Here is a 12,492-nt window from a genome sequence, read left to right as displayed (position 1 = left end):
AAAGCACATTTTCAAAGTTGGTCTATGGAGTTAACTTATCGAACGGGGCGGCATTGTGTCTTTGTGCTGCATTGCCATTTAATCTTTATCACTAAGTATCGGGGCAAGGTGTTTAATGCTGCCCATCTGGAAACGCTGGAAATGATTCTCCGCAACGTATGCGAGCAATTCGAATGCGAGGTTGTGGAATTTAACGGGGAATCGGATCACGTTCACATGCTGCTAAACTTCCCGCCGAAGGTGGCGATCAGCAAGCTGGTTAACAGCCTGAAAGGGGTTAGTAGTCGCAAGATGAAATTGCATCACCCTGATTTGCATAAACCCGCGTGGAATTCAGACGCGCTTTGGTCGCCGTCTTATTTCGCTGGTAGCGTGGGCGGTGCGCCCCTTGAAGTGATTAAAAAGTACATTGAGGATCAGAACCGCCCTCATTAGCGCCCTTGCGGGCGCTTCGCTCTGCATCCCCTACCTCAAAGGAAAGGGCTTTCCGCGAAAAGCCTGGTAAGAGGGTCTGGCGCGGAAACTCGGGGAGGAAAAACGCGAATATAAAGGAATAATAAGGCGTAAATTCCATGCGGAATTTTAGATCCCATTCCATTATTTTGGCGTGAGCGATATTACCCGACGTATTGACCAGAGAGAAAATATCAAAATTACACGTCTTATTTTACCGCCACCCTATTGCACTCCCTCGGGGCACCCTTTTATTGCATCCAACTCGAGGCATATTCATCTATAAAATGGCGGACATTTCCACGAATAGAAGCCACTCCATCCCGGCCAAATAAAAATTGCCATAATATTTAGGACAACCTGAGCAGCGCCTTGTGATCTTTGTCACACATCTGACACCTTGTCCGTTTTGTTATACTTCTTGCACATTATGTAATAGCTGGGACAGCCCGCCGTGGGATACAACTGTATGTAAATGGGATGTAGTAAGGATGTGAAATGCTAAATTCTCACCATGCTGTTGAAACCGTCTCCCCCGGCGCGCCCCTTCTGCCTGGCAAACCAGAACTGAAAGTGGGCTTTATTTTGATGAACCACTTTACCCTGATCCCGGTGGCGGGGTTTGTGGACTCCCTGCGCTTCGCGGCGGATGTCTCCTTCTCCAGCCGCCAAATCTACTGCCAGTGGGACTGGATGACGCTCGACGGCGAGCCGGCCACCGCCAGCTGTGAGATGCGCATCGCGCCGACCCGCGCCCTGAATGATGATGAAAGCTATGACTACATTGTGCTGGCTGGCGGTCTGCTGGAGGAGACGCGCGACCCGCCGGAGCGGTTGCTCAACGTATTGCGCAGCTACCATGCGCGCGGCGTGCCGATTATCGCCATGTGCAGCGCCTCGTTCGTGCTGGGCAAGGCGGGGCTGCTACGCAAACGCCGCTGCGCGGTGCACTTCACCATTGCCGACGAGTTCCGCGAGCGCTTTCCCGAGTCACAGGCGGTGATCGACAAGAGCTACATTGATGACCACGGCATCATCACCTGTCCCGGCGGCACGGCGATCGATCTGGCCGCCAATTTAATCAGGAAGCATTGCGGTGAGATCCGCGCGCATAAGGGGCTGGAGTACCTGTTGGTGGAGGAGCGCACCGCTGGCAAAAAAGAGGATGACCGGCTGCACGCCGATAGCATGGAGGAGCACATCTATAAAAACAGCACCGTGCAGCAGGCGGTCAACTTTATGAAAGAGAATTTGGGTATGCACTTCACGCTGAAAGATGTCGCGGAGCACATCGGCACCCACCCCCGCCAGCTCAACCGCGTTTTTTTGGCGAACACCAACGCGACGCCCGCCAGCTACTGGCGACAACTGCGGATGCAGCACGCCCGCAATTTGCTGGTCAATACCAGCCAGCGCGTCACGACGGTCGCCATCAATTGCGGCTTTTCTGACGCCTCGCACTTTATCCTGTGGTTCAGGAAACAGTATGGCGAAACGCCGAATGACTACCGCAAAAGACGGCGCGAAATTGAGCGGCTGGTCAGCCGCCATTGAGGGCGCGTTACTGCTGCGCGGTATGGTTGGTGAGCCGGTTGTAGACCACCTCACAGGCCGCACTCCAGGCGGCGTGGGAGTGGTGGCGATTGAGCATTTGCAGCCCCGCGTCGGTGTGCGTGCCCGGCGTGGCGATGGACTCGCCAATCTGGTTGAACGGCAGGCTGTGCTGCTCGGCATAGGCGCTGATATCCTTCAGACAGTGAATCAATAGCTTTTTCGCCTGCGCCTCCCCCATACCGCGCTCGGTAAACCAGCTGTGCATGGCGTGGAGCAGGAAGTAGAGCCAGCCATTCATGCAGACGCCGACGGTGGACAGCTCAAAATCATTCTCACTGTCAAAAACCAGCGTATTTCCCAGCGCGGCGAAGCGTGCCTCAATCGCCGGGTCAGGCGGGAAAATGGCGATCATGGATTGGTTAATTTCGGCGGCGCTGGTCAGCATCAGCCGATATACCGCCTCGCTATCGAGCAGTAATTTCAACGTGCCCAGTTCAATGCCCGCGATCAGCGAGACAATCTTTTTCCCTTTGGGAAAGGTGGTGTCCCGCATAATATCGCGCAACTGCTCTGGCCTGACCGCCAGAACAATCATATCCGCCCGGTCAATGACCTGTTGATTGGATTCCAACCGGATGCACTGCGGATGTTCAGCCAATGCCCGCGAAGCGGTTTCACCGCGTGGCGATAAATAGATCGTCACATCGCTATCTTCCCGCAGCAGGCCCTTAATCACTTTGCTGGCGAGGTCACCCACGCCAATAAATCCTATGCTCACCCTTCCCCCTCTGGAATTTTTTGACGGGCGCACCATTGCCCCGGCCAGCCTATTCGCCAAACTAACATAGCGATATTGGGAAGTAAAAACGCCGGGGGCTGAGATTATATTCAGATGCTCAGGCAGAGGTATTTGATCTCCAGATAGTCCTCAATGCCATATTTGGAGCCTTCACGCCCGAGGCCCGAGGCTTTTACCCCGCCGAAGGGCGCGACCTCGGTGGTGATCAGGCCAGTGTTAACGCCGACCATGCCATACTCCAGCGCCTCGCCGACGCGGAAGATGCGCGACACATCCTGCGTGTAGAAGTAGGACGCAAGGCCAAACTCGGTGTCATTCGCCTGCGCCACCACCTCGCTCTCATCAGTGAAGCGGATCAGCGGTGCCAGCGGGCCAAAGGTCTCATCCCGCACCACCTGCGCATGGGGCGGCACGTTGATCAGGATGGTTGGCTCGAAGAAGTTGCCCGCCAGCCGCTTGCCGCCAGCAATCAGTTGCGCGCCTTTGCTGAGCGCGTCATCAATGTGCTCCTGCACCTTGGCGAGGGCGTGTTCATCAATCAGCGGGCCGGTGGTGACATGTTGCTCCAGCCCGTTGCCCAGCGTCAGCCCTGACACCGCCGCCTTCAGCTTGTCGGCAAAGGTGCCGTAAACCTGCTCATGCACATAGATGCGGTTGGCGCAGACGCAGGTCTGGCCATTGTTGCGGAATTTGGAGATCAGCGCGCCCTCGACCGCCTTATCCAGATCGGCATCCTCAAACACGATAAAGGGCGCGTTGCCGCCCAGCTCCATCGACACCTTTTTCACGTCGTGGGCGCAGTCGGCGATCAGCTTGCGGCCAATCTCCGTGGAGCCAGTGAAGGTCAGTTTGCTGACGATGGGGTTGCTGGTCAGCTCGCGGCCAATCTCGCGGGCGCTGCCGGTCACCACGCTGAACACACCCGCCGGGATGCCAGCGCGCAGCGCCAGTTCGGCCAGCGCCAGCGCTGAATAGGGGGTCTGCGAAGCCGGTTTCAGCACCATAGTGCAGCCCGCCGCCAGCGCCGGGCCAGCCTTGCGGGTGATCATCGCCGCCGGGAAGTTCCACGGCGTGATCGCCGCCGTGACACCAATCGGCTGCTTGATCACCAGCAAACGCTTGTCAGGCTGGTGGCCGGGGATGGTGTCGCCATAGATTCGCTTGCCCTCCTCGGCAAACCACTCCAGATAGCTGGCGGCCAGCGTGATCTCGCCGCGCGCCTCGGCAAGCGGCTTGCCCTGCTCCGTGGTCATCAGGTGCGCCAGATCCTCCTGATTCTCCAGCACCAGCTCATACCAGCGGCGGATCAGGCTGGAGCGCGTCTTGGCGGTCAGCGCACGCCAGGCGGGCAACGCGGTGTGGGCGGCTTGAATAGCGCGGCGCGTTTCGGCCTGCCCCATCGTGGGGATGGTGCCTATCATCTCGCCGGTGGCCGGGTTGGTCACTGGGCTGCTTTTGCCGCTGTCGGCTCCTTGCCACTCCCCATCAATCAAGGCGTGCTGGCGGAAGAGCGTGGTATCTCTGAGTTGCATGGCGTGTTTCCTTATGGTGTGGCGAAGGGTCAGGAGGCGAGCGGCGAGGCTTTCAGCCGTTCGCCCTCGACAAAGCGATGGATGTTGTCCACGGAGCCGCTGATCAGGGTCTGCATCGCATCCTCACTGCTCCACGCCATGTGCGGCGTCAGGATGAAGTTGGGCAGATCGACCAGCGCAAACAGCGGGTCGTCGGCGGCCAGTGGCTCGTTCACCACCACATCGATGGCCGCGCCGCCAATCTTCCCCTGCTGGAGCGCCTCAATCAGCGCTGCCTCATTGATGATGCCGCCACGGGCGGTATTGATGATCACCGCATCGCGCTTCATCCGCGCCAACTCGGCGCGGCCAATCATGTTGTCGGTTTCCGGGGTCAGCGGGACATTGACCGACACCACGTCGCTCATCTCCAGCAAGGCAGTGCGCGAGACAAAGCCGAACCCGCAGCGCGCGCCGTTACGGTCGTCATACACCACCTCCATGCCCATCTTGCTCGCCAGTTCACCCAGCCGTTGGGCAATCGGCCCGCTGCCGATAATTCCCAGTGTCTTGCCCGCCACGTCGCGCACCCGGTAGTCGAAGTAGATGTTCTTGGCGGCGGTCTCTTGCCGATGCACGCGCCGCATCAGCTGGTGGTAGCAGGCCGGGCGGCGGAACAGCTCATAGATGGTGGCGATCACATGCTCCGCGACGGTGTTGGAGGCATACGCTGGCACGTTGGTCACGGTGATGCCGCGCCGCTGGCAGTAGTCGGTGTCCACGATGTCGGTGCCGGTCAGCGCCAGCGAGATCATTTGCAGATCTGGCAGTTGGCGCAGCTGCTCCTCGCGCAGCGGCACGCTGCAGGTCAGCGCGATGGTGGCCCCCTGCAACCGCGCCACCACCTGTTCCGGCGCGGTGTAACCATAGGATTGCCAGCTGTGTGGGAAGCTGATGGGCGGCACCCTGACCGAGGGCGCAATCCCTTCGTGATCCAGAAAGACGATGTGGTGTGACATGCTTAACCTCGCAGCCTATTTTTTGGTATTCGGTACATAACCGGCCGGGGCCAGCGCCGTCAGGAAGGTGGTGAAGGCCCCCGCGTCGCGGTCGTGGTCTTCCAGCGTCTCTTTGCGTACCAGCGCGTTGCGCACCATGCGCGCACCAACAAAGCGGAACGGCTCCGGCGGCAACAGCTTGACCTTCTGATCCACCAGCCCGCAGCGTGACCACTCGTCGTTCGCCTCCAGCACCAGTGACTTGATGATGCGGCTGGCGAAGACGGTAGTGGCGACGCCGTTACCGGAGAAGCCGATGCCGTAGATGATGTTGGGATTGCCGCCGAGGAAGCCGAAGTTGGGCAGCCCTTTCATGGCGCGATCCAGCGGGCCAGTCCAGCTGCTGACTACCGGCACATCCGCCAGCGTCGGGTAGAAGGAGCGCAGCTCCGCCGTCACCCCCTCCGCTGCCGGACAGGGGCGGTCATAGAGGTTGCCGATCCGCGAGGCGAAGGCGAACTGGCCAAGCGGTTTGCCGAAGACGATGCGGCCATCCGGCGTGTTGCGCCAGTAGTTCAGCACGGTGCGGGAGTCAGTCACGCAGACGCCATCATTGAAGCCGGTGGCATCGAGGCGCGTTTTCATTGGCGCGGTGGCAACCATGTCGCTCGACATCACGACGATCATCCGCTTCAGCTCCGGGAACTGCGCGCCCCAGGCATTCATCGCGATCACCACCTTTTTCGCCCGCACGCTGCCGTGGGCGGTGTGAACCACCGGCGCGGTACGCCGGTCAAGGCGGGTGAGCGGCGTTTTCTCATAGATGCGCACCCCCAGCTCAATGGCGACGCGCCGTAGCCCGCGCGCCAGCATCGCTGGCTGCACCGTGGCGGCATTAGGATCGAAGATCCCGGAGAGGGTACGCGGCGAGCCTGACTTGGCGCGCGCCTCCTCTGGCGTCACCTCGCGGAAGGGGTTGGCGTTGTAGTTGTCCAGCTTCTCGGTCAGCACCCGCCACGAGTTGTGCTGGCGCGGGTTGCTGGCCGTCCATAACCAGCCATCCTTGCGGTACTGAGCATCCACGTTGTGGGCGCGGCAGAACTCGCCAATCTCATCCACCGCTGAGTCGGCCGCCTCACAGATGCGGCGCGCCTCCTGCTCGCCGCAGATGCTCATCAGCGACAGGTATTTCGCCCACCAGTTGTTAGCCAGCCCGCCGTTACGGCCACTGGCACCGGAGCCGCAGCGATCCTTTTCAATTAGCACGACGTCGAGCGAGGGCTGCTCTTTTTTCAGGCGGATGGCTGACCACAGTCCCAGAAAACCGCCGCCAATGATGCAGACGTCCGCGCTGGTAGTGCCCTGTAGCGTCGGGGCCAGCGCGCCCTCCAGGTCAAGCGCCTGTGCATACCAAAAACCTCGGTACATGGGTAGATCCCTCAAATAGGCTGACAATGGAGCCATTATCCAAAGGCAGGCCACGGGCAACTATCATGGTTGGGACAATTTGCGTAACGGTCTTGCTGCTTAGCCAATTTGTGAGGCCGCGCCCTTTGTTGCCACGTAGGAAGCTAAAAAAGCTGGCCGGTGGTCAGCAAATGTTATTGGGGAGAAATAGACGTTATGGCTGGCAGAGAAAACATTACGTTGGTAACAAATGAGTAGCAGGCTTGCCTACAGCGTACTAATTTAATAATTATGAATTATTAAATTGGAGGACATTATTTATAATCATCAATTAATAATAAACATAAAGTTAATTTGTTTTAAATTAAAAACCTTCGCTCAGCTAATTTGCTGATTTTTATCTTAACCCGTCATGACCCTTATGCCTTAAAAATCACCCATCTGGACAAAGAGAGTGTTTTTTCACCGACTGGGGTAATTTATACATAACTTTTCTTTGGTGCCTGTAATGCCAATGCAGCGGCCTGTACTTTTTCACTCTTCTGAAGATCGGCCTGCCGACGGCCTTATTTAGCCATAAAAGTTATCCCTCAAATAATTTTTAAGGTAGCTTATGCAACGTAAAAAATTTCTTTCACTTTGTATTGCCTTGGCACTCAACAATAATAGTTTTGCCGCTGATACCCCCGAAGACAAAACGCCCCTGAAGTGTCCAACCAATATCAATCAGCCCACCCAAGCGCAACGCGATGCCTGCCTGACCTCGTCAGCACTTTCACAGGAGGAGTGGACGTGGATCGCCGGTGGTGCGGCGGCGGCCGCGCTGGCGGTGGGTTTTATCGTGGCCGATGACGATAACAGCCACGCTGTCTCCAGCGGGGATAATGGCAGCGACGACGATAACAGTGACGACGGCGGCGATGATAACGGCGATAACGGTGACGACGGCGGCGATGATAACGGCGATAACGGTGACGACGGCGGCGACGATAACGGCGATAACGGTGACGATGGCGGCGATGATAACGGCGATAACGGTGACGACAGCGGCGATGATGGCGATGATGTCAGCAAGGTTATCGATATTAATGAAGACAGCATCGGCATTGGCGAAGGCAACATCGGCACGCAACTGGCAGTAGATGGCCACACCATCAACAATAACGCCACCACTGGCGCTGAGGCCGGTGGCACTGGCCTGAGCCTTAGCGGCAATGACAACACCCTCAATACTCTCGGCCCGATCGTGGTGGATGGCAGCGGCTCCACCGGTGTGGAGGTAGCGGGCAATGGCAATACGTTGAACACCGACGGTGACGCCACCCTCAGCAACGGCGGCACTGGCATTGCGGTCACCGGTGACAGCAACACCCTGAACCAGCGCGGCGATATGGTGGTAGGCGACTTTGCCACCGGCATCAGCGTCAGCGGGAAGAACAACACCGTCAACCTGAGCGCCGACAATATCGACGTAACGGGTCAGCAGGCCAACGGCGTGCAGGTCGCAGGCGACGCCAACCAGATCTTTCTGACCGGCGATATGCTGGTCGATAAAGATCAGGCCTCCCCGCTGGCCGCCGATAACTTTTATAAAATGACCACCGGCATTGACGTCAGCGGCAGCAACAATACGGTGGTGCTGAACGGCCATCTGCAAGTGGTGGTGGATACGGAAGTCGCGCCCTATAAATATGCCAAAGAGAATGGTTCAAAGGAGGCTATTTCTGGCGTGACCATCAGTGGCGACGGTAATCGCGTGGAGTTGCAGCAGGGTTTCCAACTCACTGGCGAAGTGGATCAGATCGCGGATACCGCGGCCGGCGATGCGATTGCCGAACGACGCACAGGATATGGGGCATATGCGGCCGTCACCATTGATGGCGCCTCTACCCTCTCCCTACAGGGAGACAGCACCATTGACGGCGACTTCCCAGTCGACTTTATTGGCTTTGATCTCTCCCATGGCGGCAAACTGGAGATCGCCGAAGGTGCCAGCCTGAATACCACCGGTATCACCAGCATCAATGCCTTTGACTATCAAGACAGTAGCCTGATTAGGCTCATGTCCGGGAGTAGCCTGATCAATCAGGGCAGTATTGAGGTGGAGAATGTGACGCTGGCCTACGGCAAGAATGAAAATACCCTGATAGATAATCAGGGCAGCATGGAGGTTCGGCGTAATAGCACCGCAGCCGGCACGGGCGTTTTTACCATCGGTATGCGTGCCAGTCATGGGGCCACCACCGTGAATGAGGGGGACATGACAGGCCGGATCATGAACCAGGATAGTATTTTCAACTACACAAGCGGCACCGGACTGATCTCCCCCCACTGGTCTAATAATAAGGTGATGGGTATTCAGTTAATGACGGCGTCGTTTGACTCCTCGGCAACCAATATGGCCGACGGCACGCTAGAGCTGTATGGCCGTGGTGCCGCCATGAATGCGGTTGAGAACAGCACCATCGACAACTTTGGCACCATCACCACCGATGCCATGTGGAAAGATGCCGCCGATACCACGCAGATGGCGGCCAACATCCCGTCCAACTCAGCCAAAGACTTTGCCGTCGGCATGTTTGCCGGCTCAGACGTTTATGACAAAAACCCCTCCACTGCCACCAACCAGCAAGGCGGGGTGATCACGACCTATAACGCCGGGGCCGGCATGGTGGCCTACGGCAATAATCAGGTCATCAACCAGGGCACCATTAACCTGGAAACCAATGAAAATTACGAAGCGGGCCTGCCGCTGGTGGGCATGGCGGTGTACCACGGCGGTACCGCCATCAATGACGCCACCGGCGTGATCAATATCAATGCTGAAAACGGTCAGGCGTTCTACAGCGACGGCAATGCCAATAATGTCATCATCAACCGCGGGCAGATTAATGTCGGCGATGGTGTGCCGGACAGCGCCGACAACAGCAGCGTGCTGGCGATGCCAGAGTTGGCTGATGGCACCGTACTGAGCGGCCCCACCACGCTGGCGAAGGAGACGCTGATCTACACCGACACCGCCGTCAGCAACACCGGTACCGTCGAGGGCAGCCAGCTGGACGTCTGGGGCACGCTGAACAATGAAAGCGGGGGCATCCTCACCGCACCGCTGGTGGTTGAAAACCACGGCACCGTCAATAACAGCGGCGTGATCGACGGTGTCCAGCCGGTGGTCACCGATGGGACAATCATCAATAACACCGGCGGCACCATCGAGAACGGGGCCATGACCGACCGCAGCACCCTGACCAACCACGGCAACTGGAACGCCACTGACAATAAAGACTTCTGGCTGCGCAACCAGAGCGCCATGAACAATGCCGCTGACGGCACCATCACGCTCGGCAATAATCGCAACCTGACGGTTGAGAGTGGCTCGGTATTTAAAAACAGCGGCACCGTGATCAGTAACGGTTCGCAAGGTAGCCGTGCCGGTTTACAGCTTGGCAAGGCCGGCGGCAACAGCATCATCAACAACGGCTCCATTAGCCAGACCGGCGGCAGCAGCGTGCTGGTCAGCACGGTCGCTGATCATGACGTGGCCTCGACCTTCTGGAATCAGGGCAATGGCCTGAACGGCTACAGCGGCGTCACCGGCGAGGTGAACTATAACGCCGCCAACGGTACCGCCGTGTATATGAAAAACACCAATACCGTGGCGATCAACGACGGTGTGATGAACATCAGCGGCAGCAACACCGTCGCCATGAAGGGCAGCAGCAATGCGCAACTGGTGAACAACGGCACCATTAACCTCGGCACCGAAGGCACCACTGACAGCGGCATGGTGGCGATGCAACTGGACGCCAACGCCACCGCCGACGCGGTGCTGGAGAACAACGGCACCATCAACATCTACGCTTCAGACTCCTACGCCTTCAGCCAGCTGGGCGACAACGGCCGCATCGTGAACAACGGCACGGTCAATCTGGCCGGGGCTAATAGCGGACTGGTGAAAGAGAGCGACGTGCAGATTGCCGGCGTCAACGGCAATACCGACGACAAGAGCGAGACGCACTACGCCAGTTACACCCTGCCCACTGACCCGACGGCCGCCAGCACGCTGAACCAGTACACCATTGGCACCAACGCCGACGGCACCGCTGGGACGCTGACCGCCAGCAATGTGGCACTGGGCGATGTGTCGATTGATACCGGCTTTACGCAGGGCAGCGCGGCGACGACTCAGACCTTTGAGGATGTGTTTGTCGGCGACAACATCAGCGGTGAGCAGAACATCACCTCGACCAGCGTGGTATGGAGCGCCGAAGGCCAGAAAGACGACAGCGGCAACGTGGACGTCACCATGACCAAAAACGCCTACGCGGACGTGGTGAGTGACGACAGCGTCTCCAGCATCGCCGGTGCGCTGGATGCGGCCTACACCAACAACGACCTGTTCACCAGCCTGAATCTGAAGAGCACCGCGGAGCTGAACAGCGCGCTACGGCAAATCTCCGGCAGTCAGGCGAAAAGCGTGGCACGGGATGCGCGCGTGCTGGGCAACCGCTTTGAGATGCTGGCTGACACCGCACCGGTGATGGGCAACGGACTGACGTTTAACGTGGTGGCGAAAGGTGACCAGCGCAGTGAACTGGGCAACGACACCCGTTATGACATGATGGCGCTGCGTCAGCAATTTGCGCTGGGCAACAATCAGACGCTTTCGCTGGAGTACGGTATCGCGCGGCTGGATGGTGACGGTGATGTCAGCACCGCCGGTGACAATGGCGTGACCGGCGGCTACAGCCAGTTCTTCGGTGTGCAGCACTCGCTGCCGCTGGCCGAGAGCGGGTTGAGCTGGAACAACGCCGTTCGCTATGACATCCATAACCTCGATAGCAACCGGCAGGTGCAGTACGGCGACGTCAATCGCGTAGCGGACAGCGACAACAACCAGCAGTATCTGGAGTTCCGCAGCGAGATGGCGAAAAGCTACACCCCACAGAAAGGGCTGACGCTGACGCCGTTCGCGGGCATGAAGCTGCGTTATACCTCGGAAGAGGGCTACAACGAGCGCGGTGCGGGTGACTTCAACCTGCGCATGTCAGGCGTTGAGGAAACGGCCGTAGACGCGGTGGCTGGCCTGAAACTGACCTACGCCGGGGAAAACGGCTGGGCCGCCACCGCCACACTGGAGGGCGGCCCGAACCTGAGTTACCAGCAGGGTGAACGCACCGCGTCATTGCAGGGCGCGGCCGGTCAGCGCTTCCGCGTGGAAGACGGCCAGAAAGGCGGCGGCGTTAACGGGCTGGCGCAGGTGGGCGTGAAGTACCAGAGTAAAAAGGCGGCGCTGAGCGCCGATGCCTACCACTGGCAGGAGGATGGCCTGCGTGACACCGGGCTGATGGTCAATTACCGCTACCACTTCTGATCTTAGCAATCCGGCCTGACACCGCCCGGTTACGATCCGGCGGGTATGAAAAAAGCCCCCTCAGTTTTCTGATGGGGCTTTTTTATGCCGTAAAACCGCTGGTGCTGAAGCGGGATATACCACGCTATTATTTCCCAATGGGCCGCCCGTTTTCAGCTCCGTTAAATAAACATTTAATGAATGGTTAAACCATAAATTATTAGTTGCAGTGATCAATTTGGGATTAATAGAGAATTTAGCAAATTTTAATTAAAACTCCCTTCCGGCTAACTTACTGTTTTTTATTTGTGTCGCCCGCAGCCCCATGACGGGGTGTGGATTTATTTTCGCCAGGCCGGGACATTTACCCTCAATTGATATAATTTCTCTTCAAATTTTCCAGTGACCTACAGTAAT

General features: G+C 58.0%; 7 protein-coding genes. 3 read left to right on the top strand and 4 right to left on the bottom strand.

Going from position 1 to position 12,492, the window contains the following annotated elements; translation table 11 throughout:
• Positions 1 to 24: 24 nt before the first annotated feature.
• Together tnpA and C1N62_RS19325 are read left to right on the top strand one after the other, a co-directional pair.
• Positions 25 to 435 (top strand): IS200/IS605 family transposase, encoded by a 411-nt coding sequence (gene tnpA / locus C1N62_RS19330; protein ID WP_137765363.1) that lies wholly within the window; start codon positions 25 to 27, stop codon positions 433 to 435.
• Between the two features lie 516 nt (positions 436 to 951).
• Positions 952 to 2,007, top strand: coding sequence for a GlxA family transcriptional regulator (locus tag C1N62_RS19325; RefSeq protein WP_137765362.1), 1,056 nt, complete (start codon positions 952 to 954; stop codon positions 2,005 to 2,007).
• Between the two features lie 7 nt (positions 2,008 to 2,014).
• Here C1N62_RS19325 and C1N62_RS19320 read toward each other — a convergent pair whose 3' ends face one another.
• The 4 genes from C1N62_RS19320 to C1N62_RS19305 form a co-directional block, all read right to left on the bottom strand.
• Complete coding sequence (locus tag C1N62_RS19320) at positions 2,015 to 2,785, bottom strand: NAD(P)-binding domain-containing protein (RefSeq protein WP_168195910.1); 771 nt, start codon at positions 2,783 to 2,785, stop codon at positions 2,015 to 2,017.
• A gap of 110 nt (positions 2,786 to 2,895) precedes the next feature.
• Entirely contained in the window at positions 2,896 to 4,338 is a 1,443-nt protein-coding gene (gene gabD, locus C1N62_RS19315; protein ID WP_137765360.1) for an NADP-dependent succinate-semialdehyde dehydrogenase, read from the bottom strand.
• Positions 4,339 to 4,367: 29 nt separating this feature from the next.
• Positions 4,368 to 5,336, bottom strand: coding sequence for an NAD(P)-dependent oxidoreductase (locus tag C1N62_RS19310; protein ID WP_137765359.1), 969 nt, complete (start codon positions 5,334 to 5,336; stop codon positions 4,368 to 4,370).
• Between the two features lie 15 nt (positions 5,337 to 5,351).
• A complete protein-coding gene (locus tag C1N62_RS19305) occupies positions 5,352 to 6,743 on the bottom strand; it encodes an FAD-binding oxidoreductase (RefSeq protein ID WP_137765358.1) in 1,392 nt (463 codons plus the stop codon).
• Between the two features lie 592 nt (positions 6,744 to 7,335).
• Here C1N62_RS19305 and C1N62_RS19300 point away from each other — a divergent pair.
• Positions 7,336 to 12,096 carry an autotransporter outer membrane beta-barrel domain-containing protein gene (locus tag C1N62_RS19300; RefSeq protein WP_137765357.1) on the top strand — a complete coding sequence of 1,587 codons (4,761 nt, stop codon included), beginning with the start codon at positions 7,336 to 7,338 and terminating at the stop codon, positions 12,094 to 12,096.
• Positions 12,097 to 12,492: the final 396 nt, after the last annotated feature.

The sequence above is a fragment of the Nissabacter sp. SGAir0207 genome, assembly GCF_005491205.1.
Taxonomy (GTDB): Bacteria; Pseudomonadota; Gammaproteobacteria; order Enterobacterales; family Enterobacteriaceae; genus Chimaeribacter.
This window is presented reverse-complemented; position numbering and strand designations above follow the sequence as displayed.